At 59.5% G+C, this 25,764-nt stretch carries 31 protein-coding genes; 19 read left to right on the top strand and 12 right to left on the bottom strand.

The genetic code is table 11. The features are described 5' to 3' along the window. Positions 1 to 13: 13 nt before the first annotated feature. The gene (locus tag ACQZ45_RS05110) at positions 14 to 472 is read right to left on the bottom strand and encodes a MarR family winged helix-turn-helix transcriptional regulator (RefSeq protein WP_003511901.1); all 459 of its coding nucleotides are present in this window, start codon (positions 470 to 472) and stop codon (positions 14 to 16) included. A 193-nt stretch (positions 473 to 665) separates the two neighbouring features. On the opposite strand from ACQZ45_RS05110, the gene ACQZ45_RS05105 reads away from it, so the two are divergent. The 3 genes from ACQZ45_RS05105 (at position 666) to ACQZ45_RS05095 (ending at position 2,289) form a co-directional block, all read left to right on the top strand. Next, the gene (locus ACQZ45_RS05105; protein WP_003511906.1) at positions 666 to 1,088 is read left to right on the top strand and encodes an organic hydroperoxide resistance protein; all 423 of its coding nucleotides are present in this window, start codon (positions 666 to 668) and stop codon (positions 1,086 to 1,088) included. Between the two features lie 96 nt (positions 1,089 to 1,184). Beyond that, a complete protein-coding gene (locus ACQZ45_RS05100; RefSeq protein WP_003511907.1) occupies positions 1,185 to 1,568 on the top strand; it encodes an MbcA/ParS/Xre antitoxin family protein in 384 nt (127 codons plus the stop codon). After that, positions 1,528 to 2,289 carry an RES family NAD+ phosphorylase gene (locus tag ACQZ45_RS05095; protein ID WP_026330607.1) on the top strand — a complete coding sequence of 254 codons (762 nt, stop codon included), beginning with the start codon at positions 1,528 to 1,530 and terminating at the stop codon, positions 2,287 to 2,289. The genes ACQZ45_RS05100 and ACQZ45_RS05095 overlap by 41 nt, the downstream gene beginning before the upstream one ends. 42 nt (positions 2,290 to 2,331) lie before the next feature. Here the strand turns inward: ACQZ45_RS05095 and ACQZ45_RS05090 are convergent, their stop codons facing one another. The 4 genes from ACQZ45_RS05090 to ACQZ45_RS05075 all read right to left on the bottom strand — a co-directional run bounded on the left by ACQZ45_RS05090 (position 2,332) and on the right by ACQZ45_RS05075 (position 5,190). Then, positions 2,332 to 3,846 carry an ABC-F family ATP-binding cassette domain-containing protein gene (locus ACQZ45_RS05090; RefSeq protein ID WP_113291406.1) on the bottom strand — a complete coding sequence of 505 codons (1,515 nt, stop codon included), beginning with the start codon at positions 3,844 to 3,846 and terminating at the stop codon, positions 2,332 to 2,334. Positions 3,847 to 4,005: 159 nt separating this feature from the next. Next, on the bottom strand, positions 4,006 to 4,194 hold the full coding sequence (locus ACQZ45_RS05085; RefSeq protein WP_019564143.1) for a hypothetical protein: 189 nt from the start codon (positions 4,192 to 4,194) through the stop codon (positions 4,006 to 4,008). Between the two features lie 25 nt (positions 4,195 to 4,219). Next, positions 4,220 to 4,642, bottom strand: coding sequence for a YciI family protein (locus ACQZ45_RS05080; RefSeq protein ID WP_003511914.1), 423 nt, complete (start codon positions 4,640 to 4,642; stop codon positions 4,220 to 4,222). 101 nt (positions 4,643 to 4,743) lie between these two features. After that, entirely contained in the window at positions 4,744 to 5,190 is a 447-nt protein-coding gene (locus ACQZ45_RS05075) for a MarR family winged helix-turn-helix transcriptional regulator (RefSeq protein ID WP_013635660.1), read from the bottom strand. 150 nt (positions 5,191 to 5,340) lie between these two features. Between ACQZ45_RS05075 and ACQZ45_RS05070 the strand changes: the two genes are divergently transcribed. The 3 genes from ACQZ45_RS05070 (at position 5,341) to ACQZ45_RS05060 (ending at position 7,467) form a co-directional block, all read left to right on the top strand. Continuing rightward, a complete protein-coding gene (locus ACQZ45_RS05070; protein ID WP_025592728.1) occupies positions 5,341 to 6,069 on the top strand; it encodes a DUF899 domain-containing protein in 729 nt (242 codons plus the stop codon). A 26-nt stretch (positions 6,070 to 6,095) separates the two neighbouring features. Beyond that, positions 6,096 to 6,584 (top strand): DUF1579 domain-containing protein, encoded by a 489-nt coding sequence (locus ACQZ45_RS05065; RefSeq protein ID WP_003511919.1) that lies wholly within the window; start codon positions 6,096 to 6,098, stop codon positions 6,582 to 6,584. A 100-nt stretch (positions 6,585 to 6,684) separates the two neighbouring features. Next, entirely contained in the window at positions 6,685 to 7,467 is a 783-nt protein-coding gene (locus ACQZ45_RS05060; protein WP_113291407.1) for a VOC family protein, read from the top strand. Between the two features lie 47 nt (positions 7,468 to 7,514). Here ACQZ45_RS05060 and ACQZ45_RS05055 read toward each other — a convergent pair whose 3' ends face one another. After that, positions 7,515 to 8,411, bottom strand: coding sequence for a LysR family transcriptional regulator (locus ACQZ45_RS05055; RefSeq protein ID WP_113291408.1), 897 nt, complete (start codon positions 8,409 to 8,411; stop codon positions 7,515 to 7,517). A 122-nt stretch (positions 8,412 to 8,533) separates the two neighbouring features. Here ACQZ45_RS05055 and ACQZ45_RS05050 point away from each other — a divergent pair, with 122 nt between their 5' ends. Continuing rightward, entirely contained in the window at positions 8,534 to 9,256 is a 723-nt protein-coding gene (locus tag ACQZ45_RS05050) for an SDR family oxidoreductase (RefSeq protein ID WP_113291409.1), read from the top strand. Between the two features lie 14 nt (positions 9,257 to 9,270). Further along, the gene (locus ACQZ45_RS05045; protein ID WP_162731169.1) at positions 9,271 to 9,621 is read left to right on the top strand and encodes an Atu4866 domain-containing protein; all 351 of its coding nucleotides are present in this window, start codon (positions 9,271 to 9,273) and stop codon (positions 9,619 to 9,621) included. A gap of 60 nt (positions 9,622 to 9,681) precedes the next feature. On the opposite strand, the gene ACQZ45_RS05040 is transcribed toward ACQZ45_RS05045, so the two are convergent. Further along, positions 9,682 to 11,244 carry a helicase HerA-like C-terminal domain-containing protein gene (locus tag ACQZ45_RS05040; RefSeq protein WP_025592733.1) on the bottom strand — a complete coding sequence of 521 codons (1,563 nt, stop codon included), beginning with the start codon at positions 11,242 to 11,244 and terminating at the stop codon, positions 9,682 to 9,684. 311 nt (positions 11,245 to 11,555) lie between these two features. Here ACQZ45_RS05040 and ACQZ45_RS05035 point away from each other — a divergent pair, with 311 nt between their 5' ends. After that, positions 11,556 to 11,948, top strand: coding sequence for a hypothetical protein (locus ACQZ45_RS05035; RefSeq protein WP_448742191.1), 393 nt, complete (start codon positions 11,556 to 11,558; stop codon positions 11,946 to 11,948). Between the two features lie 9 nt (positions 11,949 to 11,957). On the opposite strand, the gene ACQZ45_RS05030 is transcribed toward ACQZ45_RS05035, so the two are convergent. Next, positions 11,958 to 12,389 carry a winged helix-turn-helix transcriptional regulator gene (locus tag ACQZ45_RS05030; RefSeq protein WP_013635666.1) on the bottom strand — a complete coding sequence of 144 codons (432 nt, stop codon included), beginning with the start codon at positions 12,387 to 12,389 and terminating at the stop codon, positions 11,958 to 11,960. A 103-nt stretch (positions 12,390 to 12,492) separates the two neighbouring features. Between ACQZ45_RS05030 and ACQZ45_RS05025 the strand changes: the two genes are divergently transcribed. The 3 genes from ACQZ45_RS05025 (at position 12,493) to ACQZ45_RS05015 (ending at position 14,865) form a co-directional block, all read left to right on the top strand. Continuing rightward, on the top strand, positions 12,493 to 13,251 hold the full coding sequence (locus ACQZ45_RS05025) for an SDR family oxidoreductase (protein ID WP_013635667.1): 759 nt from the start codon (positions 12,493 to 12,495) through the stop codon (positions 13,249 to 13,251). A gap of 70 nt (positions 13,252 to 13,321) precedes the next feature. After that, positions 13,322 to 14,128 (top strand): AraC family transcriptional regulator, encoded by an 807-nt coding sequence (locus tag ACQZ45_RS05020; RefSeq protein ID WP_113291410.1) that lies wholly within the window; start codon positions 13,322 to 13,324, stop codon positions 14,126 to 14,128. Positions 14,129 to 14,253: 125 nt separating this feature from the next. Further along, entirely contained in the window at positions 14,254 to 14,865 is a 612-nt protein-coding gene (locus tag ACQZ45_RS05015; protein WP_111798919.1) for a LysE family translocator, read from the top strand. A 22-nt stretch (positions 14,866 to 14,887) separates the two neighbouring features. On the opposite strand, the gene ACQZ45_RS05010 is transcribed toward ACQZ45_RS05015, so the two are convergent. Next, a complete protein-coding gene (locus tag ACQZ45_RS05010; protein ID WP_013635670.1) occupies positions 14,888 to 15,715 on the bottom strand; it encodes an aldo/keto reductase in 828 nt (275 codons plus the stop codon). 186 nt (positions 15,716 to 15,901) lie between these two features. On the opposite strand from ACQZ45_RS05010, the gene ACQZ45_RS05005 reads away from it, so the two are divergent. Continuing rightward, on the top strand, positions 15,902 to 16,612 hold the full coding sequence (locus ACQZ45_RS05005) for a helix-turn-helix transcriptional regulator (RefSeq protein ID WP_003511941.1): 711 nt from the start codon (positions 15,902 to 15,904) through the stop codon (positions 16,610 to 16,612). Between the two features lie 49 nt (positions 16,613 to 16,661). Then, the gene (locus tag ACQZ45_RS05000) at positions 16,662 to 17,030 is read left to right on the top strand and encodes a VOC family protein (RefSeq protein WP_113291411.1); all 369 of its coding nucleotides are present in this window, start codon (positions 16,662 to 16,664) and stop codon (positions 17,028 to 17,030) included. Between the two features lie 193 nt (positions 17,031 to 17,223). On the opposite strand, the gene tam is transcribed toward ACQZ45_RS05000, so the two are convergent. Beyond that, positions 17,224 to 17,994, bottom strand: coding sequence for a trans-aconitate 2-methyltransferase (gene tam / locus ACQZ45_RS04995; RefSeq protein WP_448742190.1), 771 nt, complete (start codon positions 17,992 to 17,994; stop codon positions 17,224 to 17,226). Between the two features lie 393 nt (positions 17,995 to 18,387). Here tam and ACQZ45_RS04990 point away from each other — a divergent pair, with 393 nt between their 5' ends. After that, positions 18,388 to 19,269, top strand: coding sequence for a branched-chain amino acid aminotransferase (locus tag ACQZ45_RS04990; RefSeq protein ID WP_065688097.1), 882 nt, complete (start codon positions 18,388 to 18,390; stop codon positions 19,267 to 19,269). A 260-nt stretch (positions 19,270 to 19,529) separates the two neighbouring features. Further along, positions 19,530 to 21,878 carry a methyl-accepting chemotaxis protein gene (locus tag ACQZ45_RS04985; RefSeq protein WP_448742189.1) on the top strand — a complete coding sequence of 783 codons (2,349 nt, stop codon included), beginning with the start codon at positions 19,530 to 19,532 and terminating at the stop codon, positions 21,876 to 21,878. A 174-nt stretch (positions 21,879 to 22,052) separates the two neighbouring features. Here the strand turns inward: ACQZ45_RS04985 and ACQZ45_RS04980 are convergent, their stop codons facing one another. Further along, on the bottom strand, positions 22,053 to 22,940 hold the full coding sequence (locus tag ACQZ45_RS04980; protein ID WP_080799134.1) for a LysR family transcriptional regulator: 888 nt from the start codon (positions 22,938 to 22,940) through the stop codon (positions 22,053 to 22,055). Positions 22,941 to 23,035: 95 nt separating this feature from the next. On the opposite strand from ACQZ45_RS04980, the gene ACQZ45_RS04975 reads away from it, so the two are divergent. Next, entirely contained in the window at positions 23,036 to 23,578 is a 543-nt protein-coding gene (locus ACQZ45_RS04975; RefSeq protein WP_003511952.1) for a GNAT family N-acetyltransferase, read from the top strand. Positions 23,579 to 23,582: 4 nt separating this feature from the next. On the opposite strand, the gene ACQZ45_RS04970 is transcribed toward ACQZ45_RS04975, so the two are convergent. Continuing rightward, positions 23,583 to 23,927, bottom strand: coding sequence for a hypothetical protein (locus ACQZ45_RS04970; protein ID WP_448742188.1), 345 nt, complete (start codon positions 23,925 to 23,927; stop codon positions 23,583 to 23,585). 220 nt (positions 23,928 to 24,147) lie between these two features. Here ACQZ45_RS04970 and ACQZ45_RS04965 point away from each other — a divergent pair, with 220 nt between their 5' ends. Together ACQZ45_RS04965 and ACQZ45_RS04960 are read left to right on the top strand one after the other, a co-directional pair. Continuing rightward, positions 24,148 to 24,750 (top strand): superoxide dismutase, encoded by a 603-nt coding sequence (locus tag ACQZ45_RS04965; protein WP_003511955.1) that lies wholly within the window; start codon positions 24,148 to 24,150, stop codon positions 24,748 to 24,750. 131 nt (positions 24,751 to 24,881) lie between these two features. Next, positions 24,882 to 25,751 (top strand): metallophosphoesterase, encoded by an 870-nt coding sequence (locus tag ACQZ45_RS04960; protein WP_113291413.1) that lies wholly within the window; start codon positions 24,882 to 24,884, stop codon positions 25,749 to 25,751. Positions 25,752 to 25,764: the final 13 nt, after the last annotated feature.

Below are 25,764 nucleotides of genomic sequence, written 5' to 3'. Positions count from 1 at the left end.
TGTTTTTTCGGGATCACGGCCGGGCGATATTTTCCTTCAGCGCATTCACCTGGTCGCGCAGCTGCACCAGTTCCTCCAGCCCGCAGCCCGTGGCGTCGCCGATTGCCGCCATGATCTTCACGCCCTCCTTTTTGAGATCGGCGCCCTTGGGCGTTACGGCCACCAGCACCTGCCGCTCGTCAACAGTTCCGCGTTTGCGGGTGATCAGCCCGGCATGTTCCAGCCTTTTCAGCAACGGCGAAAGCGTGCCCGAATCGAGGCCCAGCATTTCACCGAGTGCCTTCACGGTGGAGGTTTCCTTTTCCCACAGGGCCATCATGACCAGATATTGCGGATAGGTCAGGCCGATCGGGTCCAGCAGCGGCTTATAGGCGCGGGTGAAAGCGTGCGCCGCGCCGTAAAGGGCAAAGCATATCTGCTGGTCCAGCCTCAACAGGCTTTCCAAATTGGTGTCGTCGCTCTCTGCGCCCATTGTTCTGCTCCAAAAATCAACCGGGAAGGGAACAATCAGCCCTGCCTTTCGGTTCCTGCCACATGGATGCGCGGCGAAATTTCGTGAAATTATCGCAAAAAACAATTTTTTATTCAATGTGCAAAATTATATTGCGCACAATTGAATTGCGCATTATAAGAAACCCAATACCAACCCAACGGGAGTAAATGCCATGCCTATTCTCTACACGACCAAAGCATCCGCCACCGGTGGCCGCGCCGGCAACGCCAAGTCGGAAGACGGCGTACTCGACGTAACGCTGACCGTTCCGAAGGAACTCGGCGGCGATGGCGCCCGCGGCACCAATCCGGAGCAGCTTTTCGCAGCCGGTTATTCCGCCTGCTTCCTCGGCGCATTGAAGGCTGTCGCCGGCAAGCAGAAGGTAAAGATTCCTGAAGACACGACTGTGACGGCAACCGTTGGCATCGGTCCGCGCGAAGACGGCACCGGCTTCGGCATCGAAGTGTCGCTGAAGGTCAACATTCCCGGTCTTGAGCGCGAAAAGGCAGAAGAACTGGTAGCCGCCGCCCACATCGTGTGCCCTTACAGCCACGCCATGCGCACCTCCACGGAAGTGCCGGTCTCTGTGGCCTGACCCAGCAAGTTCCAGCAGCAAGGCCGGGTTAATCCCCGGCCTTCTTGTTTATGGAAATAAAAGTGCTATATTCTTTCTAGGGAAAGGATATATGCCATGAATATTCACGCCAAGACCGCCATGGATCCTGCTTCGCAGGGCAGGGTCGTCACCAAGGCCGTTATGACCGCTGCCGAGCGGCTGGGCCTTAATGCCGCCCGCACCGCGGATATTCTCGGTGTTTCCGCCCCGACGGTGTCGCGTATGAAGCGGCTCGATTTCCTGCTGGAGCCGGGCGCCAAGTCTTTCGAGCTTGCGGTGCTGCTGATCCGGGTTTTCCGTTCGCTGGATGCAATCGCCGGCGGCGATGAGGCGGTAGCCAAAAACTGGCTGCGCAATCACAATACGGCGCTCAACGCCGTGCCTGCCGAGAGGCTCACCACCATTACCGGATTGATCGATGTCCTCTCCTATCTGGACGCCCGACGCGCTCCTGTCTGAAAAGCGCGCCGCATCGGGAAAATACTGGCGGCTGGTGGAAGCGCAGCATCAGGTTTCCACCATGAAGCTGGTGGATACGGTGGAGGAGCAATCGCTGCTGGAAGATATTCTGGAGGCGAGCAAGCGGCCCTTTCCGCCGGAATGCGCCGGGCTCGATTATCTTCTTGCCACGCCCTTCCGGTATGGCGCGGCCTATCCACATGGCTCGCGTTTCCGCCGGGCTGGCTTTACCGAAGGCGTTTATTACGCCGCAGCCAAGGTGGAAACCGCGCTTGCCGAAATGGCCTTCTACCGGCTGCTGTTTTATGCGGAATCTCCCGGCACACCGCTGCCTGCCAATCCCGCTGACTATTCCGCCTTTGCCGCCCGTATCGCCACCGATGCGGCGCTGGACCTGACGCAACCGGAATTGAACCGGGACGAGGCGCTGTGGACCGACCTGCAGAATTACGAGCCATGCCAGGCGCTGGCCGAGCAGGCGCGTCTGGCGAAGATCGAGGCGATCCTCTACCGCTCGGTGCGTGATCCCGCAGGTGGCCTCAATATCGCGGTCCTGTCGCCGAAAGCCTTTGCCGAAAAAATGCCGGTGGAACGGATGAGCTGGCGCATCCGCCTGTCGAAGACCGGGGTGCAGGCACTGTGCGAATTTCCGATGCGCAGAACAGGGTTTGCGGTCGCGGATTTTTCCGGTGATCCACGCCTCGCCAGCCTGCTGGGCTGACGGGCGTTTCGCTTGTTTTACTCTCAGCCCGTTTGACGGGCCTCATGCCGACGCGAAAAACGCTTCGGGATCGTCGACTTCCACCAGCCTGCGCTTGTCGATCAGCCAGAAACGTGTTCCGACCGCCCGCACGAAACTCCTGTCATGCGAGACGAAGACGCAACTGGCCGAACGGTTGATGATTTCCGCCTCAAGCGCTTCCTGCCCGTCTATATCAAGATGGTTGGTGGGCTCGTCCAGCAGGTAGAAATTCGGTTCCGCCAACCGCAGCGCCAGCATGGCGAGCCGCGCCTTCTGGCCGCCGGAAAGCGTTGCGATGCGACGTTTCTGCATTTCCATGTCGATACCGGCACCCGCAAGCAGGCCGTGTATGCGCTGGTCGCCAATGTCGAATCGGCGGGTCATGAGCGCAAATGGCGTGCTGTCGTCGTCGATTTCGGCAAGCGACTGATCGACATATCCGGCCACCAGCGAAGGCGTGGCCTTTATGCCGTCCTGTATTTGGCCTTCATCCATTATCGCCGCTTTCAGAAGTGAGATCAGCCGCGTCTTGCCGACGCCGTTGCGGCCGAGAATGACGATGCGGTCGCCTTGGTGGACAAATTGCCGGCCGGTGCGAAACAGCAATGTCCCGTCCGGCGTCGAGACCGGCACATCCTCCAGAGTGACCAGAACCTTGGCATGCGTACCGCGATTGGCGAGCTGGATCTTGCCGGCGGAGCGCTCGCTATGTGCTGGGCGCGCATTCTCCTCGAGTTTCTCGGCACGCTGGCGCAATTGCTTGGTCTTGACAGTCAGAAGATCGCTGCCCGAATTGATGCCTATATTGTTGAGCTTGGCGGCCTGCCGGCGCAATTGCTGCGCGGTTTTCATGTCGCGCTGGAAACGCCGCTCATCGGCGGCATCCTCCTCTTCGAGTGCCGCACGCGCATGGCCGTAAGGCAGCCGGAACAGTGCCGAATTTTCCGGCCGCAGGAACAGCGTGGTCTTCGTGATATTGTCGAGAAAGGCGCGGTCATGGCTGACGATGACGACCGCCGTGTCGCGCGGCAATTGACCGAGCCAGCTTTCCAGCACGTTGATTTTTTCGAGGTCGAGATGGTTGGTCGGCTCATCGAGCAGGAGAACGTCAGGCTCGGTGATCCACGCCCGCGCCAGCATGGCAAGTCGCTGCCAGCCACCGCTCAGCTCTTTCAAATGGCGATGACGATAGGGTTCCGGCACCAGCATGGCATCAAGAATAATGTCGGCGCGCCAGCTCTCATTGTCGATCTCATCCGCCGGCAGGGCGGAAAGCACGGCGTCCCGCATCGTCTTTTCCAAAAGCGGGGAGGGCAGGTGCTGGTGGACGATGGACTGCGTCAGCCCGCGCAGCCGGGTGATATCACCGCTGGTAGCGTCCAGTTCACCGGCAAGGCAATTCAGTAGGGTGGATTTGCCGTGGCCATTCGCAGCGACGATGCCGATGCGGTCTCCGGCATTCACGGTGAGGCCAAGATTGGAAAAAAGCGGCTTTCCCAGAATGATTCCGAGGTTTCGAAGCGTGATAAGGGTCATGAAATTGTCTCTGGCAAAACGGATCTGTGACGAACCGTGGTCTGCGACAATGCAGTACGGGATATCGGTTCGAGGTGATCCGTCGTGAAAACATGCGCAACGGCAGACAAGCTGCATTCTGCGCGGCCTTTCGGGCAAACCAGAGTTTTGGTGTTCCGGTCAGCCCTGCAAACGCGTCTGCAGGGCAAAAAGGTGGCAGATCTGGCGGTTGCGCCAGAAGCAGGAAATATCCATGCGAAGCCTCCTTTCTTGATACGTGTTCAACCATCCAACAATTAACAGCGGCAGGGGTTCGAGGCAATGGCTTTTGAAGAGGAGGGTGGTGCCGGAGAATATGGCGACCCGCATTCTCCAGCCCTCAAGCGCGGCGTCCTTACTGTTTTGCCACGCGCTCGCGCAGTTTTTCCACATGTTCGGCCATTTCAGGTGTCACCGCGTCGCCGAAATCCTCCATTTCGAACATCGGGCGGATTTCGATTTCGCTGCGCTCCAGCATCGGGTTGGGGCAACGCTTCACCCACTCCACGGCCTCATCCATGTCCTTCACCTTCCAGAGCCAAAAGCCGGCAACCAGCTCGTTGGTGTGCGGGAAGGGGCCGTCGATCACGCTACGGCTGTCACCGTCGAAAACAACTCTCTTGCCTTTGGAGGAAGGGTGGAGGCCATCACCGGAAAGCATGATGCCGGCATTGACCAGTTCCTCGTTGAACTTGCCCATGGCTTCCATCAGTTCGGTGGTCGGCATTATGCCATCCTCGCTGCTGCGGGTGGCCTTTACAAAAACGATAACACGCATGGTTTCCTCCCTTGTTGCGTCTTCCTCGTTAGTTTCACCGTCCGGCACGACGGGTAGATGACATTTTCACGGGTAAAAGTGGCAATATGCCGCTTTTCCCGTCAGCCGAGATCAATGAGGTCGCGGCGCAGCCGGTCGGGGTCGCCGCTGCCGATGCGGGCCTCGATTTCGGCGTGGGTCTGTTGCCAGATGGGGAAGGCGGCGGTGAGTACGGCCATGCCTTCCACCGTCAGCCGCAGCCGCTTGCCGCGCTTGTCCTTTGGGTCCTGCTCGATACTGACCAGCCCACGCCGCTCCAGTGGCTTCAGCGCTGCCGTCAGCGTCGTGCGGTCCATGGCCAGAAGATTGGCAACCGGCCCCATCGGCGGCGGCTCCGGCCGGTTGAGCGACATCAGCAGGGAAAATTGGCCGTTGTTGATGCCCACGGGCTTCAATGCGTTATCGAACAGCCGCGCCAGCGCCCGCGCTGCACGTTGCGCATGCAGGCAAAGACAGGAGTCCCGCACTAAAAGAGTTGCCGAAAAAGGAATCACGCTGGCGTTTGACATGGACTATATATGTTGATATCAACGTAATTAGTCAAGCGGAACCTGTCGCCTTGCTGCTGGTTTTCCTGGCTTTCAATGCAGACACAGGCGGCGCCCACCATGGAAGCGGAGCGGTGCCGTGGTGAAAGACGGATCCAAGGAGGAAAGATCATGTCTCATCCCGTCGTTTCTAATGAGGAGTGGCTTGCGGCCCGCCGCGATCTGCTGGTGAAGGAAAAGGAATTGACCCGCGCGCGCGACAGGCTGAACGAGGCGCGCCGCGCATTGCCATGGGAAGAGGTGACGAAAGATTATATTTTCGACGCGCCTTCAGGCCCGAAATCGCTGAAGGAACTCTTCGGCAATTGCAGCCAGCTCATCGTATACCACTTCATGCTGGCACCCGACTGGGAGGAGGGCTGCACCGGCTGTTCCTTTTTCGCCGACCATGTCGATGGTGCGATGGTTCACCTGAAGCACGGCGATGCGGGTTTCGTTGCGGTCTCGCGCGCACCGCTCGAAAAGATCGAGGCCTATAAAAAACGCATGGGCTGGAAATTCCCTTGGGTCTCGGCCAACGGCAGCGACTTCAACTATGATTATCAGGCCTCCTTCCGTGATGAGGATATCGAGAGCGGGGCGATCACCTACAATTACCGTGAGATCGAGCCGATGGGCGACCTGAAGGACCTGCACGGCGTCAGCATTTTCGCCAAGGGCGAGGACGGCAGGATTTACCATAGCTATTCCGCCTATGCCCGCGGCATGGAAGAGACGCTCGGTACATTGATGCTGCTCGATCTGGTGCCAAAAGGCCGTAATGAAGACGGTGTAATGGATTGGGTGCGCCGGCACGACCAGTACGAGGACGAGCCCAAGGCCGCGTCTTGCTGCCACTGAAATAGGACGAGGAGGAGGAGACGACAATGGAAAATGCCAAGCCGCAGAAGGAACACGCGTTCCTGGGCAGGATCGTTGGCGACTGGGTCATGACCGCCAGTTCCGGCCATGAGGGATACGATCCCGATGATCCCGCCCAGCGGTTCACCGAAACCGTCAGCTCCATCGGCGGGCTGTGGATCATCGGGCACGGCACCGGCAAGATGCCTGACGGGACGGAGATGACGGCTGTCATCACCGTGGGTTTCGACCCTGCCAAGGGCCATTTCGTCGGCACCTGGGTGGGGTCGATGATGACCAATCTCTGGGTCTACAAGGGCTGGCTGGAAGACGACGGCAAGACCCTGACACTCGAAGCGGAAGGACCGGCCTTTGATGGTTCCGGCCGCATCGATACCTATCGCGACGTGCTGGTGCTGCACGACGACAATAACCGCAGCTTTTCCGGCAGCGTCCGGCAGCCGGATGGCAGTTTCAAGACCTTCATGACATCGGAGTTCCAGCGCAAGGCGTGACGCCCCGCCGGAATTTGCCCGATCACGCCGAATAATGCGCCGCCGCGTCCTGCGGCGGCCGATCGCCAGAGAAATGACGCCATAACCCCGGAGAGATTCAATGTCCGATACACACGGAAAATTCATATGGGTTGAACTGATGACGCCTGACATGGAGCAGGGTGCCCGCTTCTATGGTCATGTCGCCGGCTGGCAGACCAAGGATTTCGGTTCGCCGGAAATGCCCTATCTGGTGCTGGAAGCCGATGGCAAAGGCATGGGCGGCATCATGGAACTGACCGAAGAACACAAGGGCCAGGGCATTCCTCCCAACTGGACCGGTTATGTCGGCGTTGACGATGTGGACGCCACGGCAAAACTTTTCGCGGAAAAGGGCGGTTCGGTCAGGCGTCCGCCGCAGGATATCCCGGAGATCGGTCGTTTCGCCGTGGTGGCTGATCCTTCCGGTGCGGTTCTGTGCATCATGACGCCGCTGCCGATGGAAACCGGCGGTTTTCCGCAGGAGACGCAGAACCTGCCGGGTCACGTCGGCTGGTACGAACTCGCCACCAACAATGTCGACGACGCCATAGCCTTTTACGGTGAGGTCTTCGGCTGGACCAAGGACCATGATTTTGACATGGGCGCAGAAATGGGCCCGTATCGCATCTTCGCCCATAACGGCAAGGTCGTCGGCGGCATGATGAAATGCATGGCGGGTGCGCCCACCTGTTATTGGGGTTATTATTTCAACGTCGACGGCATCGATGAAGCCATCACCCGGGTCAGCACCGGTGGCGGCAAGGTCGTCAACGGCCCGATGGAGGTTCCCGGCGAGAGCTGGATCGTCAATTGCCAGGACCCGCAGGGCGCATTCTTCTCGCTCCTGTCGCAGAAGAAGTAAACCTTCTTGGGCTGATATACCGATCTGCCGGAGGCTACTCCGGCAGACTACCGGTTTCTCGGTAGCCGAACGTGATCGATAAAGGCGCGGAGCTTCGGCGCAAGATGACGTCGATTCGGATAATAGAGATAAAAACCCGCAAAAGTCGGAGAATGGTCCTCCAGCATGGAAACAAGCTGGCCGCTCTCCAGGTAGGGACGGAAGGTCTCTTCCATGCCGAATGTGATGCCGGCGCCGGCACAGGCCAGCTTTATCATCAACTGCATGTCGTTGGTGGTGAAGTCCGGCTGCACCGCGACCGCGAATTCCCGGCCGTTTTCGGCAAATTCCCACCGATATGGCGCAACGTCCGGACGAGGGCGCCAGCCGATACATTTGTGATGGATCAGTTCGCGCGGCTGCGTCGGTAAGGTGACGCGATCTCGATATTGCGGGGAACAGACAGCGAGCTGCCGCTGCGGCCCGGAAACCGGAACGGCAATCATATCCTGCGCGATCAGCTCCCCCAGACGCACGCCGGCATCGTAGTGTTCGGCGACGATATCGAATTCCTCGTCCGTCACGACAATATCGAGTTGCACTTCCGGATGGATTTCAGCAAAGCGCGCCAGCAATGGCCCGGACAAGAAGCGCTCCGCTATCGAGGAAACGGCAAGCCGCAATTGCCCCCGAGGCATTCCACTCAGGGAAGAGGCGGCCTGTGTCGCTTGCATGAGGTTGCCGATAGATGGCGAAACATCGGCGTAAAGCTGTTTCCCCGCTTCCGTCAGGCTGACGCTGCGCGTTGTGCGCTGAACGAGCGCTATCCCCATCGTTTCTTCAAGCCTGCGGATGGTCTGGCTGACGGCTGACCGTGTTACGCCGAGCCTGTCCGCCGTAGCCCGAAAATTGCGTTCCTCGGCAACCATGCAGAAGGTGGAAAGCGCGTTGAGATCAACATTCATTGGTTAGTAAATCTATCCATGGAGGTTATCATTGAGGTAATTATCACGACAATGGCAAAGCTTTATCTTTCCTGCAACGGCCTCCTCTCGAAAAAGCGGGCCGTAAAGCCAAGGAGAAAGCCATGACATTGAAAAAAGTTATTCTCATAACAGGTGCGTCGAGCGGGATAGGTGAGGGTATCGCCAGAGAACTTGCCGCTGCAGGCGCGAAACTGGTTCTGGGTGCGCGCCGCATGGACCGTTTGCAGGCTTTGGCCGACGAACTGCGCCAAACGGGCGCTGAGGTTGTCGTCCATCCCCTTAATGTCACGGAAAGGCAGAGTGTCGAGGATTTTGCCGAGGCGGGACGCAAGGCGTTCGGACGGATCGACGTCATCGTCAACAATGCCGGCATCATGCCGCTTTCGTTGATGTCGTCCCTCAAAGTCGATGAATGGGACCGCATGATCGACGTCAACATCAAGGGCGTGCTTTATGGCGTCGCCGCCGTTCTGCCTGAGATGACCGCCCGCGCATCCGGCCACATCATCAACATCGCTTCCATCGGCGCACTGGCCGTTTCGCCCACGGCTGCCGTTTATTGCGCGACGAAATTTGCGGTGCGGGCGATTTCGGACGGGCTGCGACAGGAAAACCGCGACCTGCGTGTCACCTGCATTCACCCCGGCGTGGTGGAAAGCGAACTCGCCCACACCATCACCGATCCGGCCGCTGCGGAGCTGATGCAAAGCTACCGGGCCATAGCATTGAAGCCGGACGCCATTGGCCGCGCAGTCCGCTATGCCATCGAACAACCCGACGACGTGGACGTCAATGAAATCGTCGTCCGCCCGACCGCCGCATAGGGAGGATCGGGCCAATGAAGATTGTTTCGACATCGCTTGCCCTTGTACTCGCAACGGCCGCCGCCGATACCGGCCACCATCAGGAGGAGCGTGCCGTGAAAGGGAATATGGACAAGATGGCCCAGACCGAAAGCCACCCCTATATCGGCATGTGGGTCACCGGCGACGGCCATATCCGTCAGGAGCTTTTGCCTGATGGCCGCTACGACGAGGCGCGCGGCCAACGCAAAAGCGCCTATCAGGGGCGTTACGAGGTGAGGGGCAACCATATCGACTATTGGGATGATACTGGCTTTACCGCCGATGGCGAGTTCATCGATGATGTGCTCTACCACGGCGGCATGATTTTCTATCGCGAGCCGTGAACCGTCACGCTAACAGGAAAAAATCCGTCCGGCTGATCGAGGCCGGGCGGATTATCTGTTTTAACGCTTCAGGCTTCCCAGTATGCCGCGCACGATGGCGCGGCCCACGGATGTGGCAACCGAGCGGGCGGCACTTTTCATTGCCGCCTCGATCACGGTTTCGCGCTGATAACCGCTCGTCTTGCGGGCGCCGGTGGTGGAGGCCTTTGTGGGTTCCTCGTCGCCGAAACCGGGCAGGCGCCAGCGTCCCGAGGCACTGTCGGACTGGCTGGAGGCATTTTCCTCTTCCGCGCGCTTGGCGGCTTCGGCTTCCGCAGCCTTCTGGGCGCGTGCGTTGAGGATTTCAAAGGCCGATTCCCGGTCCACATCCCTGTCGTATTGACCGGCAAGCGGGCCGGTATCCATCAGCAATTTGCGCTCGGCATCGGTGAGCGGCCCGACGCGGCCCGAGGGCGGCCGCACAAGGGTGCGCTCGACGATGGAGGGCGCGCCCTTGTCATGCAGGGTCGAAATCAGAGCCTCGCCCGTACCGAGCGTGGTGATGATGTCGGCTGTGTTGAAGGCGGGGTTCTGGCGGAACGTATCGGCTGCGGTGCGCACAGCCTTCTGCTCGCGCGGCGTATAGGCGCGAAGCGCATGCTGCACGCGGTTGCCCAGCTGGGCAAGAACGGTTTCCGGCACGTCCAGCGGGTTCTGCGTCACGAAGTAGACGCCCACACCCTTGGAGCGGATAAGCCGCACCACCTGCTCCACGCGCTCGACGAGCACCCTTGGCGCATCGTTAAACAGCAGATGCGCCTCATCGAAAAAGAACACCAGACGCGGCTTTTCCGGGTCGCCCACTTCCGGCAGTTCCTCGAAGAGCTCCGAGAGCATCCACAACAGGAAGGTGGCGTAAAGGCGCGGGTTCATCATCAGCTTGTCGGCGGCGAGAACCGAAACCGTGCCACGCCCGTCCGTGCCGACGCGCATGATGTCGGCAATATTCAGCGCCGGCTCGCCGAAGAAGTTTGCGGCACCCTGCTGTTCGAGAACCAGCAGCCCGCGTTGCAGCGAACCGACAGAGGTCTTGGAAATCAGGCCGAACTGGCTGGACAGCGCACTTGCATTCTCGCCCATGTAGTTCAGCAGCGATTGCAGGTCTTTGAGATCGAGCAGCGGCAACCCGCCCTGATCGGCGATCTTGAAGGCAATGTTGAGCACGCCTTCCTGGGCTTCTGAAGCATCCATCAGTCGCGCCAGCAGCAGCGGGCCCATTTCGGCAATGGTGGCGCGCACGCGATGGCCTTTTTCACCGTAGAGATCCCAGAAGATCACCGGCGATTTGCCATAGGAAAAATCCGTGAAACCGATCTGTTCGGCACGTTTCTGTACCCAGTCCTTGGCTTCGCCCTGCGCGGCGATGCCGGAAAGGTCGCCCTTGATATCGGCGCAGAAAACGGGAACGCCGGCTTGCGAGAAACCTTCGGCAAGAACCTGCAGGGTTACGGTCTTGCCCGTGCCCGTTGCGCCGGTGATCAGGCCGTGGCGGTTGCCGAATTTCAGCTCCAGATATTCACCCTTGTTCAGGCTGTCGTCCGGATTGCGGCTGGTCCCGATATAGATCTGTCCGTCCTGCAACATCGACCATTTTCTCCTGCGACTGATGCATGCCCCTTAAATCGCGATCGATTTGAAGATGGTCATGTCCGAATTGAACTTTTACGGCACCCTCTGGCCGCTACTGCCAAAGCGGCCTTTTCATAGTATGGTTGTGATGATCTTATAAGGACAGTTTCAAGGCGCAACAACTGCTTGATGGCGATGAAGAAAAACCGCTTCATGAAAGTTGTCGCACCCGCCCGCCGCCCGCTTGAATGCGGCATGAGATTGTTTTACGTTGACGTTAACGTCAGTTATTCGGTGTTGGCGTCGTTTTTCAACAGGAGGCAAGAATGAACGAAGTCGTTGACCAGATCGCCGCAAAGGCGGGCATAGACCCTGCGCTGGCCGAAAAGGCTGTTGGCATGATTCTGGGTTTTCTCCAGCGCGAGGCGGCAGATGGTCCGATCGCCCGCATGATCGAAGCCATTCCGGGTGCCAGCGATCTCGTGGCACAGTATAATAGCGAGGGCGCTGGTGGCGGCGGTCTGCTGGGCGGATTGATGAGCGCGATCGGCGGCGGCGGCATCATGGGTCTCGGCCAGCAACTGATGAGCCAGGGCATCGGCATGAGCGAAATCACCACGCTCGCCAAGGAAACCATCGCCGTTGCTCGCCAGCACGCGGGCGATGAGACTGTCGATCAGGTGATCGCTTCGGTTCCGGGCCTCAGCCAGTTCGCGTAAGGCGACATTTTATTCGATAGCGGGGCGCGGCGGCTGTTCATTGAACCGGCGCCGCGCCTCTTCTATTTCCGCATGGTGGGTTTCCGCCCATATCCACACGCCGCAAAAGGCGCTGCCAAGGGTCTCTCCGAGAGACGTGAGGCCATAATCCACATGCGGTGGAATGACGGGGTGCACGGTGCGGCGCACCAGTCCGTCGCTTTCCATCTGCCTCAGCGTTTTCGTCAGCATCTTCTGGCTTATGGTGCCGACCAGCCTGCCGATCTGCGTAAAGCGAAGCGTGCCATGCTCTTCCAGCACCTCAAGGATCAGCATCGTCCATTTGTCCGCCACTTTCGCGATGATATCCTCAACCAGCGCCTCGATGACCGGATCGGTTTCCGTGGGCGGCGGAGACTTGCGCCTGTTCTCGATCATGGGATCGGCGGCATACCGTTTCATCTTACACTCTCCTTTGGGTAAGTATAATTCTTTTGGGTGCCTACTTACGAATGGAGAGTATAGCCGCTAATTTCCCGTCATCCAACAGGCAAAGGATTTTTCGATGAAAACGACAGGCAACACCATTCTCATCACCGGTGGCGGCTCCGGCATCGGCCGGGCGCTGGCGGAAGCGTTTCACCGGCTGGGCAACAAGGTCGTCATTTCCGGCCGCCGCCAGAATGTGCTGGATGAGGTAACGGCCGCCAATCCCGGCATGGCCGCGATGGTCATGGACGCGACCGACGCCGAAGGCATCCGCTCTTTCGCCGACAATCTCATCAAGACACATCCGACGCTCAACGCCGTCATCAACAATGCCGGCATCATGCGGCCGGAGGACATCGCCTCGGCCCCGGACTATCTGGACACGGCGGAGGAAACCATCGCCACCAACCTTCTGGCGCCCATTCGCCTGACGGCGGCGTTGCTGCCGCATTTCCTCAAGCAGCCTGAAGCGACAGTGCTGACGGTATCCTCCGGCTTGGCCTTCGTGCCCATGGTGGTCACCCCAACCTACAGCGCCACCAAATCGGCCATCCATGCCTACTCGGTCGCACTTCGCGAACAACTGAAAGAAACCTCGGTTGAGGTTATCGAAATCGTGCCGCCCTATGTGCAGACGACGCTGATGGGGGAAGGCCAGGCAAGCGACGAAAGAGCCATGCCGCTCGAGGCCTTCATTTCGGAAGTGATGGACATTCTCGGCGGTCGCCCGGATGAGAAAGAAGTGGTTGTGGAACGCTGCAAGCCGCTGCGTTTCGCCGCGCAGAACGGCAATTTCGATCAGGTGTTTTCGATGGTCAACGGCATGCATCCGTAAAGGCCCGGCCCTGTCTCGGACGCATCGCGTGTGATAGCGTGGCGCTCTTTAAAGGGAGCGCCAGCTTTTCATGGGCAGCCGTCAATTCCTCATGCCGAAAACCGCCATGCCCGGTATTGCTGCCGTGGTTGCGGATAGCGACCGCTCTTTTCCACGTCACATGCACGACCAGTTCGGCATCGGCCTTGTGGAGCGCGGCGCGCAGAAATCGCTGAGCGGGCGCGGCATGGTGGAGGCTGAAGCCGGCCATGTCATCACCGTCAATCCGGGTGAGGTTCATGACGGTATTCCGCTGGGAGAGGGCGGGCGCGCCTGGCGGATGATCTATCTCGACATCGATATCGTGCAGGCCGCCATTGCCGATATCATCGAAAAGGATCACGGCTTTTTCGAATTCGCCTATCCGGTCGACACCAGGCCTCTGGCGGACCGGTTCCGTGCGCTTTTTTCAGCCGTGACGGCAACTGATCGCCCGGGTGACACCCTTCGCTGCGACGAGACCCTCCTTATGCTGCTCGTGGGTGCAATGGAAACGGTGGCAACACCACGCGAGACGGCAGCGCCCGATAGCATAAGACGGGCGAAAAGCAGGATCGATGACGATCCTGCCCGGCCATTGCGCCTAACCGATCTGGCGCAGGAGGCCGGCATGAGCCAGTTCCGCTTCCTGCGATCCTTCAGCAAGACCACGGGGCTGACGCCGCACAGCTACCTTTTGCAGCGACGCCTGCATCTGGCACGGGGTGCACTGGCCAAAGGCGCACCGCCCGCCGAGGTGGCGTTTTTCGCCGGTTTCTCCGACCAGAGCCATTTGAACAGGTTTTTCGTGCGACAGTTCGGAGTGACGCCTGCGGCGTATAGGGCGGCGGTTTCGTAGCGCAGGTTGGGGTAATAGGGCTACAGACGCGAGCCTCCAAGCCTCAACGCTGCAATTTCATCCAAGACCCCCGCGCCGGACACAGTCATGCTCCTGTCCTCCGTTCAACAGGACTTGCAGAATCCATGACGCCCGAATTCCTCATCACATCCCTGATCATCGCCGCTTCTCCCGGAACAGGCGTGGTTTACACGCTGGCCGCCGGCCTGTCCCAAGGGTCGAAGGCGAGCGTCGTCGCGGCTTTCGGCTGCACGCTCGGCATCGTGCCGCATCTGCTGGCCGCCATCACCGGACTTGCCGCCATTCTGCACGCGAGCGCCCTTGCCTTCGGCGTGATCAAATATCTGGGTGTCGCCTACCTGCTCTACATGGCGTGGAACACGCTTCGGGAAGATGGGGCGCTGAAGATCGACGACAAGCAGGAGCACCGCAAGGCAGGGCGGGTCATCGGTGAGGCTATCCTCATCAATCTCCTGAACCCGAAACTGTCGATCTTCTTTTTTGCTTTCCTGCCGCAATTCATCGCGCCGGAGGAGGTTTCTCCGACGTGGCGCATGGTCGATCTCGGGCTGATCTTCATGGTCATGACGTTTCTGGTCTTTGCGCTTTACGGCTGTTTTGCCGCCTCGGTCAGGCGGCAGGTTGTGGCACGCCCGGCCGTGCTCAACTGGCTGAGACGCAGTTTCGCCGCCGCGTTTGTGGCGCTCGGGGCGAAACTGGCGTTGACGCAGCGGTGAGACCGGACCGGGCTCAACGCAGTCAATCGTCCCAGTCGGGCGCGAGGTGACCGGGGTTGACGATGCGGCCATCGGGTTTGGCAAGCGCGTGGATCGCCTGCATTTCCTCTTCCGAGAGCGCAAAATCGAAAATGTCGAAATTCTCCTTGAGGCGGCTTTCGGTTGCGGTCTTGGAAAGCGCCACGACATCCGGCTGCTGCACCGCCCAGCGCAGCGCCACCTGTGCGGCCGTCTTGCCGTGCCTCGCACCAATATCCTTCAGAACCGAATCGTCGGGCACCTTGCCATCCGCCATCAGATAATAGGCAGTGACCGAAAGCCCGTGTTTGCGCGCGGCCGCAATCACCTTCGTCTGGTCCAGATAGGGATGGTATTCGATCTGGTTGGTGGCAAGCGGAGTGTCGGAGAGTTTGACCGCCTCTTCCGTCAGCGCCACGTTGAAGTTGGAAATGCCGATATTGCGCACCTTTCCGGCCTTGCGCACGTCGTTCAGCGCGCCGATCCTTTCCGCCAGCGGCACATCGCTTTTCGGCCAGTGCAGCAGCAGGAGATCGACATAATCCGTCTTCAGCTTTTGCAGGCTTTCATCGACGGAGGCGAGAAAATCAGCGTGGCGGTAGCGGTCCACCCAGACCTTTGTGGTCAGAAAAATATCGTGCCGGGAAATGCCGGACTTTGCGATCACTTCGCCAACCGCACCTTCATTCTTGTAGATCTGGGCCGTATCGACATGGCGGAAACCGAGTTTCAGCGCCTCCGGCAAAATGCGCCTGATATCCTCTTCCGGAATGCGGAAGGTGCCGAAACCGAGGGCGGGAATGTTCGCGCCATTCGCGTTGACGTCATACATGCATGTCTCTCCTGTTTATTGCAAACATGGCCGGCAAGGACTGCCGGATGGGGAAGCGGTCTTTTATTAACTGGTGTCCGCGCCATTGGTTTCAAGCGTCTCGCCATTGCGAGGCGCTGTGCGCGAGGCTACCAGTCGATGGTGAAACGTCGTAGATGGCATGATCGGAATGTGGAGGAACCACGCGTGTCGCGCTCACAACGGCTTCTTGATCTGTTGCAGATCCTGCGCGCCCACCGCATGCCGGTCAGCGGTACGGCGCTGGCCGCGCAAACCGGCGTCAGCCTGCGCACGCTTTACCGCGATATAGCAACGCTTCAGGCGCAGGGTGCTGACATCGAGGGTGAGGCGGGTGTGGGTTATGTGCTGCGTCCCGGTTTTTTGCTGCCGCCGCTGATGTTTTCGCAGCAGGAGATCGAGGCGCTTGTGCTCGGGTCGCGATGGGTCGCGGGCCGTGCCGATGAGGGGTTGGCGCAGGCCGCCCGCGCAGCACTCGTCAAGATCGCCGCCGTTTTGCCCGATGCCCTGCGTGAGGAGCTCGATAATTCCACCCTGCTTGTCGGCCCCGGGCAGGCCATGGCCACCATCCACGTCGATCTCGCCGCCATTCGGGATATTATTCGCAAGGAGAGCAAGGTCGTGATGACCTATCGCGACGAGAAGGGAGAATTGACGGAGCGGGTGATCTGGCCCTTCGCGCTCGCTTTTTTCGATCTGGTGCGGGTGGTGCTGGCATGGTGCGAGACGCGGCAGGATTTCCGCAGTTTCCGGGCCGACCGCATCGAGAGCTTCAACCCTCTAGACAAGCGTTATCCCCGCCGCCGCCAGTCCCTGCTGAAGGAGTGGCGCGAGCGGGAAAAAAAGCGACGGCAACAAAATCATGCTGACAAAAACTGACAGCACGGGAGGCTAGAACCTGTTCATCCGCAACTCAAGGAGAACAGCCATGACCCACCCCGATTTCACCATTATCTACGTCGACAACCCGCCGGCCAGCACGGAATTTTATAAAGCCCTGCTCGGCGCAGAGCCGGTCGAAGCCTCTCCGACATTCTCCCTCTTCGTGCTTCAAAACGGCATGAAGCTCGGCCTCTGGTCGAGGCATACGGTGGAGCCGAAGGCATCGTTAACGGGCGGTGGCGGCGAGCTTGCCTTCCGCGTCGAAAGTGATGCGCAGGTGGATGAAGCCTTCGCCGACTGGAAGACAAAGGGCATCGCCATTTTGCAGCAGCCCGGCACGATGGACTTCGGCTACACATTCACTGCGGCCGACCCCGACGGCCATCGTCTGAGGGTCTACGCCTTCGCGGGTTAGAGATAATGCGTTGAGGCCGATTGGCTAAATAGTGTCGTAGCCATGTCGTACTCTAAGCTCTCCTCATCCCTGTGCTGGTCACAGGAATCCAGCCGCCGCGCGTCTGCGCGGCGAGAGAGCCTTTTCAGCCCAAGGACTTGGGCTGGCTGGATTCCTGTGACAGGCACAGGAATGAGGGGAGGCGAAAACTACGCTACTTCTTCACCGCCACCACGAACAGGCGCGGAAAACGCAACAGCAGCCGGCCGTCTGCCATGGGCGGATAGGCGGCTGCGATGCGCCTGGTATAGTCGTTGAGGAAGGCCTCGCGGTGTTCCGCGCCGGCGGCGGCAAGATAGGGGCGCAGACCCGTGCCCTTCACCCATTCCACAATGCTTTCCGCATCCTTCATGGGGTGGTTGTAGATGGTGTGCCACACATCCACCCGCGCGAATTTCGGTGTCAGCGCATCGAAATAGGCTGATGGCGCGGGCAGGGGTTTGCGGCGTAATTTGCCATCCGCAAACTTGTCCTTCCAGGGGCCGTCTGCTCCCGTTTCCTCCATGGCGCGATGTGTCGGCTCCTGCAGATTGTCAGGCATCTGCACGGCAAGAACGCCGCCGCTTTCCAGCTGGTCCATCAGCTGCGAAAGAACGGCAAGATGATCCGGCACCCATTGGAACACCGCATTTGCATAAAGCAGGTCCGCCTTCTGGCTGGGCCGCCAGTTGCCGAGATCGGCCTTGCCGAAACGGGTGTTGGGCAGCCGGTCCGCCGCCTTTTCCAGCATGTCGTCGTCGCTGTCGATGCCGGTGATGACGTTAACGCCGTAACGATCGGTCAAAAGCTCGGTGGAATTGCCCGGGCCGCAGCCCAGATCGTAACCGTTCAGCACGCGCTCCAGCGGCACCTGCGCCAGAAGATCCCTTGCCGGGCGTGTCCGCTCGTCTTCAAATTTCAGATATTGCTGGGCGGACCATGCCATGATTTTCTCCTGCTGACGTGTTGCATTCGGATCGGCGAACAAGAATGGTAAGGGGCGTTGCAAGCGCCGTCAGACTGCCAGCATCGCATGGGCGAAATCCCCCCGCCATCATCCAATGCATGAATTATTGTGATGGATCTATTCATCAACCTTTTGTTTCGCCTCACAAAACGTCTTTGTCAGGGCATGCATTTGTTATTTTCCATCAAAATAAGACATGGTGGCAATTAAAACTTGACCTCACCCGGTCAGAGGCATTCACTCCCGCCGATTTCAGAGCATTGCCAGCAAAAGTGCGAAGCGGTTTTGCGTGCGGCAATGTGGCAGGACGAAAAAGATGGAGCTCTTTCGCTTTTTGCAGAAAGGCGGAGATGCTCAAGACAGGAGACAGTCATGACCGTCGATACCGCACCCCGATCAACCACCTGGACCTATGTTGATGGTCAATGGCTGCCCGGCAATCCGCCGCTCATCGGCCCGACCTCGCATGCCATGTGGCTGGCCTCCACGGTGTTTGACGGCGCGCGCTGGTTCGATGGCGTGGCTCCCGATCTCGATCTGCATTGCCAGCGCGTCAACCGCTCGGCCATTAACATGGGCATGAAGCCGACCATGACGGCGGAAGAGATCGAGGCATTGGCGCTGGAAGGCGTCAATAAATTCGACGGCAAGACTGAAATCTACATCAAGCCGATGTATTGGGCAGAACACGGTTCGCCGGGCAGCGTCGTCGCGCCCGATGCCAATTCCACCCGTTTTGCGCTGTGCCTTTTCGAAGCGCCGATGAATGCCGGCGCATCGCTGACACTCACCGTCTCACCGCTGCGCCGTCCTTCACCGGAAACCGCGATGACGGATGCCAAGGCCGGTAGCCTTTACCCCAATAGCGGCCGCGCCATTCTGGAAGCCCGTGCACGCGGTTTCGACAACGCCCTGATGTGCGACATGAACGGCAATGTCGCTGAATCGGCATCGTCCAACGTCTTCATGGTCAAGGACGGCGTCGTCTTCACCCCGGTTCCGAACCGCACCTTCCTTGCCGGCATCACCCGTTCGCGGGTGATGGGCCTTCTGCGCCAGGCCGGTTTCGAAGTGCGCGAAGCGACCCTGTCGGTCGAGGATTTCCGCGGGGCCGATGAAATCTTCTGCTCGGGCAATTATTCCAAGGTTTCCCCTGTTGTGAAACTGGATGACCGCGCATTGCAGGCAGGCCCGGTCGCCCGCAAGGCGCTCGATCTTTACATGGATTGGGCACGTCTCGGCGCAGACGTCTAGAGCGCCGTGCGTCCTGCCGGACGCTCCGACTCTCTTTAATCTGCGCATCGTTACGGACGAAAATCGAATGTGATTTTCTGTCTGGTGGGCAAAGCTGACAGGTATTTCGATCAGGGCCATGGCAGGCGTTCGACTTGCCGTGGCCTTTTGTTTTTGCAGTGCAGTATTTTCCCGCGAAAACTGAGGGGAATTTAATCCAATTTTAGACAAACCACACGTAGTTTGCAGCATCTTCCCTTCCGGCTAACGAGGGCCGCCAGATGTCTTTCAGCATTCGTAATGTACTTGTAGGATTTTTTCTTACCATCAGCCTCGCGCTGGCCGGTTTGGTCGGAAACGAGTTGTGGCGGTCGGCCAATCGCGCCGGCACCTTTTCAGAGGTTGCGCAACTCGTCTCGCTCGACAAGCTTCTTTTCAACGCTCTTTTGAATTTCCGCAGTGAACGCGGCGACAGCGCCACGGCACTGACGCTCGATCCGTCGAAATCGACGGGCAGCGTCGCCAGCGTGCAGGCCGCACGCCAGAAGGTGGATGCTGCCATGACGGCATTCCTCACGCAGTCTTCGTCGCTTGAAGACACGCAGCTTCAGGCACCGCTGAAGCGCGTTAAAGATGTCTACGCGCAGTTCGTCGAATTGCGAAAGAAGGTTGACGCCAACGTTTCGCTGCCGCTTGACCGGCGCGAAGGCGGGCTCGACAAGACGGTCATGGCGCTCGGCGGCGATTTCCTCGCCTCGCTCGAGGCGGGCTCGACGGCGCTTGAAGGCACTGTTCGCTCTCTAGATCAGGGTCAGACCGGTTTGATCCAGTTGCGCTCCTACGGCTGGTCTGCCCGTGCCCTTGGCGGCAGCGCCACCGTCATTCTCAACGCTGCCGTTGCCCAGAACCGTCCACTGACGGCGCAGGAGATGCAGCAGCTCGGCGCATTCGATGCCGGTGCGGCTTTCGCCTGGAAAGCGACCGGCGATCTGGTTACGCATGAATCGACGCCGCAATCGCTCAAGGATATCTACGCCACGGCGGACAAGACTTACTTCAAGGGCGATTTCAGCACGCATCGCGCCAAGCTCATCGACGATCTCATGAATGGTCGCACGCCTGCCTTCACCATGGACAGCTGGCGCACCACCGTCACCGAAAACCTCGGCACGATCGCGAAAATCGCTTCTGCCGCCATGGATGTTCTGGACGCAAATGCCGCACAGGCCAAACAGGACGCCTTCATCGATGCGATGATCTATCTCGTCGTCTTCATCGCGACGCTGGCGCTCTGTATCCTCTCGCTTGCCGTCATCGTCGGCCGCGTCACCCGGCCGATTAGCCGCCTGACCAACGCGATGATGGAGCTTTCGGGCGGCAATCTTTCGATCGATGTCGCCGGCGCAAAACGCGGCGACGAGATCGGCGAGATGGCCCGCGCGGTGGAAATCTTCCGCGAGGCGGCAATCCGCAACAGGCAGCTGGAATCCGAAGCCCTGGCCAACCGCGAGCGGGCCGAGCGGGACCGTATCGAGTTGCAGCAGCGCGCCGAGGCCGAGGCCGAAGAACGGCTCAATCAGGCCACGGGTTCGCTGGCGGGCGGTCTTCGCCGTCTCGCTTCCGGCGATATGGTCTGCGAGATCGCCACGCCGTTCGCACCGCAATTCGAGGCGCTGCGGCACGATTTCAACAGCTCCGTCGTTCAACTGCGCGAAGCGCTGACAAGTGTCGGCCAGTCCGTGCAGACGGTAAATGGCGGCGCTCACGAGGTTTCGTCGGCATCGGACGATCTTTCCCGCCGCACGGAGCAGCAGGCTGCCTCTCTGGAAGAGACCGCTGCCGCGCTGGAAGAGATCACCGCCAATGTTTCGGCCACCTCCAAGCGGGCAAGCGATGCGCGCGACACGGTGCGTGAGGCAAGGGCAAAGGCCGATCTTTCCGGCAAGGTGGTGCGCGATGCCGTTTCCGCCATGGAACGCATCGAGCATTCCTCGCGCCAGATCGGCCAGATCATCGGTGTTATTGACGAAATCGCCTTCCAGACCAACCTTCTGGCGCTGAATGCGGGCGTCGAGGCGGCGCGGGCTGGCGATGCGGGCAAGGGTTTTGCAGTCGTTGCACAGGAAGTGCGCGAACTGGCCCAGCGTTCCGCCAAGGCCGCCAAGGAAATCAAGCAGCTCATCAACACGTCAGCCGTTGCGGTGGGTGAGGGCGTGAAGCTTGTCGCCGATACTGGCGTCGGACTTTCCGAGATCGAGCAGCTCGTACTGTCCGTCAACACCCATATGGACGCCATCGCCACCGCGGCGCAGGAACAGTCCGCCGGTCTCTCCGAGGTCAACACCGCCGTCAACCACATGGATCAGGCTACGCAGCAGAACGCCGCGATGGTTGAGGAAATGAATGCGGCCGGTGCGGGTCTTGCGCAGGAATGTGCCAATCTCCAGGCTTTGTTGGCGCAATTCCAGCTCGGTCAGCAGACTTCCGCATTGCGCGAGACGGCAAGGCACATGCGTGAGGCAAGCCCCGCACGTGCACCCGTCTCCCAGCCGTCCAGATCCCGCCCGGTCACTGCTTCGCGTGGCAATGCCGCGCTGGCCGTGAAGGGTGATGACTGGACCGAGTTCTGAGGACGAGATTGCCTTTGGCTCCGGGGTCCAGCGCGATCAAGTCTCTGATCGCGTACGACTCTTCTCACGGCGCAGAGGCGCCGTGGCTGGATGCCGGATCCAATCCGGCATGACGATATAAAAAAGTCGCAAGCATCAACAGATCGAAGCCCGCGTCCGAAACCGACGCGGGCTTCATCGTTTCTGCAGGTTTGGCAATGCAGCAGCGAGCGCCCTTAGTGGCGCGGTCATGTGCTTGTCGCGTCTGAGGGCAAGGGCGATCCACCGTTCGAGCGGCGGCTCGAGCGAGCGCCATTCAAGGCCCGATGGAGCATCTTCATGCTCCATCGCCATGCGTGGCACGATGGCAAGGCCAAGGCCTGCGCCCGCCAGTTTCTTGATGGCCTCGACGCTGCCCAGTTCCATGGCGGGTTGCACGGTGCGGCCGCTTGCCGAAAACCATTGATCCACGAGCTTGCGCGTATTGCCGCCCTCGTAAAGCAGCAATGGCTGTGTCGAAAGCGTCTCGGCATTCAGGATTGTTGCGTCGCTGATGGTGCCATGCGGGAAAACCGCAACCAGTTCATCGAGATGGATGTCGCTGATATCGAGGCTGCGGCCGCTGGCCGGCAGGGCCACCACCGCCGCATCGATCGTATTGGCTTCGAGAAGCCTCAGTATATCGTGGGTATTGCCGGTCTGCACGACGATGTCTATCCCCGGCATCACCTGGCGGATTTTGCCCAGCACTGGCGGCAGAAGATAGATGCAGGCGGTGGCGCCCGTGCCGATGCGCAGGCGTCCCGTCACGCCGCTGCGATGAGGGGCTACGGTATCGATGGCATGCGCCACTTCTTCCGCAATCCGTCTTGCATGGATGAGAAAGTCCCGGCCCGCCGCCGTCGGCTGCGCGCGCCTGCCGACCCGTTCGATCAGACGCACACCGAGCTGCTTTTCCAGCAGCCGGATGTGCAGGCTGATGGCCGGCTGCGTCAGCCCCGCCTTGTCGGCTGCGGCGGAAAAGCTGCCGAGATCGGCGACATCCATGAAGCTGCGGACCTGCCGCAGATCGAGGTCCATCATCAAAGAAAACCTTATCGTTTGTATAAGACAGATAATCTTTATTTTGACTGAGCCGCAATGCACAATAATGCCGTGAATGACCACAGGACACGAGAATGACCCTTCCCACAATTTCCAGCCTTACCATCCGCCCTTGCGAGGAGGCGGATATTCCAGCCATTACCGAAATCTACCGGGATGCCGTGCTGCATGGCCGCGCCAGCTTCGAGATCGATCCGCCAAGCGTGGATATGATGCTTGAGCGCCGCCGACTGCTGGTAGAAGGCAACTACTCCTATCTCGTCGCCGAAATCGACGGAAAGGTAGCCGGATATGCCTATGCCGGCGCCTATCGTCCGCGCCCGGCCTATGGTGCTGCTGTGGAGAATTCCGTTTATATCGATCCGGCCATGAAGGGCATGGGAATTGGCCGCAAGCTGCTCGATGCGCTGATCGAGGATGCGACTTCGCGCGGCTTCCGGCAAATGATTGCGGTCATCGGCGATAGCGCCAACGCCGCCTCCATCGGTGTGCACCGCGCCGCCGGTTTCGAGCATGTAGGCACATTCAAGTCCATCGGCTGGAAACACGGCCAGTGGCTGGACACGGTGCTGATGCAGCGCGCGCTGGGCGATGGCGACACCACGCCCCGTTTCTGAAACCTCAGGGCTTGGTGGAACCAGGGATTTCAACCTTCAGCGTATCGCCGGCAAGCTCGCTGCCGAGTTCGACGGCCTTGGTCTTCTTGTCGTAAACGCAGATATGGCTGATCGTCGCATCCGCGCCCTTGGCCTTGCCGGTGAGGACGGCGAGACCATAATTCTCGCTGCCCACCGGATCGACCACCACCTTGGCGTCCTCGATCATGTCTTTGCCGGCGCCAAGGCACGCCGTCTGCACATCCGCCAAGAATTCCTTCCAGGCATCGTCAGACGATGCGACGGCGGGTAGCGCCAGCGAGGAGAAGGCGGCGAAAAGCAACGCGCGATGGATAATGGGGCGGGTCATGGAATTTCCTTCCTGCAATTTCATCAAAAGCGAACCGATAGGGTGGAAAACAGTACGCCAGGGTTGTGAAACAAATGTGGTGGCGGCTGGCTTGAGAGGAATTTTCTCTTTTGTCGGAACATTTTGATATTTCACAGGTTGCCCAAACAGAGGTTCGCTCCTATGGTCCGCTCACACGGTTTCTAGGAGCGGTAACCCGCTGCAAAAAGGAGTAAAAACCATGGCCTTCGAACTTCCTGAACTCCCCTACGACTACGACGCGCTTGCACCATACATGTCGCGCGAGACGCTCGAGTTCCATCACGACAAGCACCACAAGGCATATGTCGACAACGGCAACAAGCTGGCGGCGGAAGCCGGTCTTTCCGACCTTTCGCTTGAGGAAGTCGTGAAGAAGTCCTTTGGCACCAATGCTGGTCTCTTCAACAATGCTGCCCAGCATTACAACCACGTCCATTTCTGGAAGTGGCTGAAGAAGGACGGCGGCGGCAACAAGCTGCCGGGCAAGCTGGAACAGGCATTCGCCTCCGATCTCGGCGGTTACGACAAGTTCAAGGCTGATTTCATCGCTGCCGGCACCACGCAGTTCGGCTCGGGCTGGGCATGGGTTTCCGTCAAGAACGGCAAGCTCGAAATCTCCAAGACCCCGAACGGCGAAAATCCGCTGGTTCATGGCGCAGAACCGATCCTCGGCGTCGACGTATGGGAACACTCCTACTACATCGACTACCGCAACCTGCGTCCGAAGTACCTCGAAGCCTTCGTCGACAACCTCATCAACTGGGACTACGTCCTGGAGCGTTACGAAGCCGCTTCCAAGTAAGTTTTGCGGATTGTAATTTTTTGAACACCCGGCCCCCAAAGGCCGGGTGTTCTGCTTTTGAGGTCGACAATCCAGCGTGTCGCTCCCATTTGTCACAAGCCTGTCATCCGCCCGGTTTATCGCGGCGCATCATGACTGAAAAAACCACACCGCTCTTCTCATTCGGCATCGTTGCCGATCCCCAATATGCCGATGCCGAACCCCGCCCGGATATGGGCCGGTATTATGCCGAAAGCCCGAAAAAGCTTGGCGAAGCGATCGACGCCTTCAATCGCGAGGAACTGGCCTTCGTGGTAACGCTGGGCGATATCATCGATCGCGGTTTTGAAAATTTCGATGCGATCCTTGGCGTCTACGAGCAGCTTCGCCACCCTTCGGTGATGCTGCCGGGAAATCACGATTTCGCCGTTGCCGCCGAACACTTGTCCGCCATCCATGCCCGCCTCGGAATGGCGTCGCCCTGGCACGATTTCACCATCGGCGAAATACGTTTCGTGGTGCTTGACGGCAACGAGGTCAGCCTGTTTGCCCCGCCGCCCGGCGATCCGCGCCGCACGCTGGCGCAAGAGCGTCTGAAGCGCCTGCAAGAGGTGGGTGCGATCAATGCGCAGGACTGGAATGCGTCGCTCAGCGACGAACAGTTCGAATGGCTGCGGACCGTTCTGCAAAAGGCGGATGCGGCGGGTGAAAAAGTGGTCATTCTCTGCCACTATCCGGTCTATCCGAACAACGCCCATAATATGTGGGACGCGCCTCGAATCCTCGATCTTCTGGATGTACACCCTTCGGTCGTCGCATGGTTCAGCGGCCATAATCATGAGGGCAATTACGGGGTGCAGGGCAACACTCACTTCGTCAACTTTAAGGGCATGGTGGATACGCCCGACCAGAACACCTTCGCCATTGCCGATGTGTTTGCCGACCGAATCGTCATCCGCGGTTTCGGGCGGGAGGAGGATAGGGTGCTTGAGCATTTGCGGCATAACGCTGCCGTGCTTTGAAGTCAGCACCACC

It is taken from the genome of Agrobacterium sp. 16-2014-1-2a, assembly GCF_053522705.1.
Note: the sequence above shows the minus strand (reverse complement) of the source record. Positions and strands in the feature narration are given on the sequence as shown.

Excerpts from the sequence above, each read along its gene's own strand:
- ACQZ45_RS05110 (WP_003511901.1), bottom strand. The coding sequence starts at position 472 with ATGGGCGCAGAGAGCGACGACACCAATTTGGAAAGCCTGTTGAGGCTG.
- ACQZ45_RS05105 (WP_003511906.1), top strand. The coding sequence starts at position 666 with ATGCCTATTCTCTACACGACCAAAGCATCCGCCACCGGTGGCCGCGCC.
- ACQZ45_RS05100 (WP_003511907.1), top strand. The coding sequence starts at position 1,185 with ATGAATATTCACGCCAAGACCGCCATGGATCCTGCTTCGCAGGGCAGG.
- ACQZ45_RS05095 (WP_026330607.1), top strand. The coding sequence starts at position 1,528 with ATGTCCTCTCCTATCTGGACGCCCGACGCGCTCCTGTCTGAAAAGCGC.
- ACQZ45_RS05090 (WP_113291406.1), bottom strand. The coding sequence starts at position 3,846 with ATGACCCTTATCACGCTTCGAAACCTCGGAATCATTCTGGGAAAGCCG.
- ACQZ45_RS05085 (WP_019564143.1), bottom strand. The coding sequence starts at position 4,194 with ATGCGGGTCGCCATATTCTCCGGCACCACCCTCCTCTTCAAAAGCCAT.
- ACQZ45_RS05080 (WP_003511914.1), bottom strand. The coding sequence starts at position 4,642 with ATGCGTGTTATCGTTTTTGTAAAGGCCACCCGCAGCAGCGAGGATGGC.
- ACQZ45_RS05075 (WP_013635660.1), bottom strand. The coding sequence starts at position 5,190 with ATGTCAAACGCCAGCGTGATTCCTTTTTCGGCAACTCTTTTAGTGCGG.
- ACQZ45_RS05070 (WP_025592728.1), top strand. The coding sequence starts at position 5,341 with ATGTCTCATCCCGTCGTTTCTAATGAGGAGTGGCTTGCGGCCCGCCGC.
- ACQZ45_RS05065 (WP_003511919.1), top strand. The coding sequence starts at position 6,096 with ATGGAAAATGCCAAGCCGCAGAAGGAACACGCGTTCCTGGGCAGGATC.
- ACQZ45_RS05060 (WP_113291407.1), top strand. The coding sequence starts at position 6,685 with ATGTCCGATACACACGGAAAATTCATATGGGTTGAACTGATGACGCCT.
- ACQZ45_RS05055 (WP_113291408.1), bottom strand. The coding sequence starts at position 8,411 with ATGAATGTTGATCTCAACGCGCTTTCCACCTTCTGCATGGTTGCCGAG.
- ACQZ45_RS05050 (WP_113291409.1), top strand. The coding sequence starts at position 8,534 with ATGACATTGAAAAAAGTTATTCTCATAACAGGTGCGTCGAGCGGGATA.
- ACQZ45_RS05045 (WP_162731169.1), top strand. The coding sequence starts at position 9,271 with ATGAAGATTGTTTCGACATCGCTTGCCCTTGTACTCGCAACGGCCGCC.
- ACQZ45_RS05040 (WP_025592733.1), bottom strand. The coding sequence starts at position 11,244 with ATGTTGCAGGACGGACAGATCTATATCGGGACCAGCCGCAATCCGGAC.
- ACQZ45_RS05035 (WP_448742191.1), top strand. The coding sequence starts at position 11,556 with ATGAACGAAGTCGTTGACCAGATCGCCGCAAAGGCGGGCATAGACCCT.
- ACQZ45_RS05030 (WP_013635666.1), bottom strand. The coding sequence starts at position 12,389 with ATGAAACGGTATGCCGCCGATCCCATGATCGAGAACAGGCGCAAGTCT.
- ACQZ45_RS05025 (WP_013635667.1), top strand. The coding sequence starts at position 12,493 with ATGAAAACGACAGGCAACACCATTCTCATCACCGGTGGCGGCTCCGGC.
- ACQZ45_RS05020 (WP_113291410.1), top strand. The coding sequence starts at position 13,322 with ATGGGCAGCCGTCAATTCCTCATGCCGAAAACCGCCATGCCCGGTATT.
- ACQZ45_RS05015 (WP_111798919.1), top strand. The coding sequence starts at position 14,254 with ATGACGCCCGAATTCCTCATCACATCCCTGATCATCGCCGCTTCTCCC.
- ACQZ45_RS05010 (WP_013635670.1), bottom strand. The coding sequence starts at position 15,715 with ATGTATGACGTCAACGCGAATGGCGCGAACATTCCCGCCCTCGGTTTC.
- ACQZ45_RS05000 (WP_113291411.1), top strand. The coding sequence starts at position 16,662 with ATGACCCACCCCGATTTCACCATTATCTACGTCGACAACCCGCCGGCC.
- tam (WP_448742190.1), bottom strand. The coding sequence starts at position 17,994 with ATGGCATGGTCCGCCCAGCAATATCTGAAATTTGAAGACGAGCGGACA.
- ACQZ45_RS04990 (WP_065688097.1), top strand. The coding sequence starts at position 18,388 with ATGACCGTCGATACCGCACCCCGATCAACCACCTGGACCTATGTTGAT.
- ACQZ45_RS04985 (WP_448742189.1), top strand. The coding sequence starts at position 19,530 with ATGTCTTTCAGCATTCGTAATGTACTTGTAGGATTTTTTCTTACCATC.
- ACQZ45_RS04980 (WP_080799134.1), bottom strand. The coding sequence starts at position 22,940 with ATGATGGACCTCGATCTGCGGCAGGTCCGCAGCTTCATGGATGTCGCC.
- ACQZ45_RS04975 (WP_003511952.1), top strand. The coding sequence starts at position 23,036 with ATGACCCTTCCCACAATTTCCAGCCTTACCATCCGCCCTTGCGAGGAG.
- ACQZ45_RS04970 (WP_448742188.1), bottom strand. The coding sequence starts at position 23,927 with ATGACCCGCCCCATTATCCATCGCGCGTTGCTTTTCGCCGCCTTCTCC.
- ACQZ45_RS04965 (WP_003511955.1), top strand. The coding sequence starts at position 24,148 with ATGGCCTTCGAACTTCCTGAACTCCCCTACGACTACGACGCGCTTGCA.
- ACQZ45_RS04960 (WP_113291413.1), top strand. The coding sequence starts at position 24,882 with ATGACTGAAAAAACCACACCGCTCTTCTCATTCGGCATCGTTGCCGAT.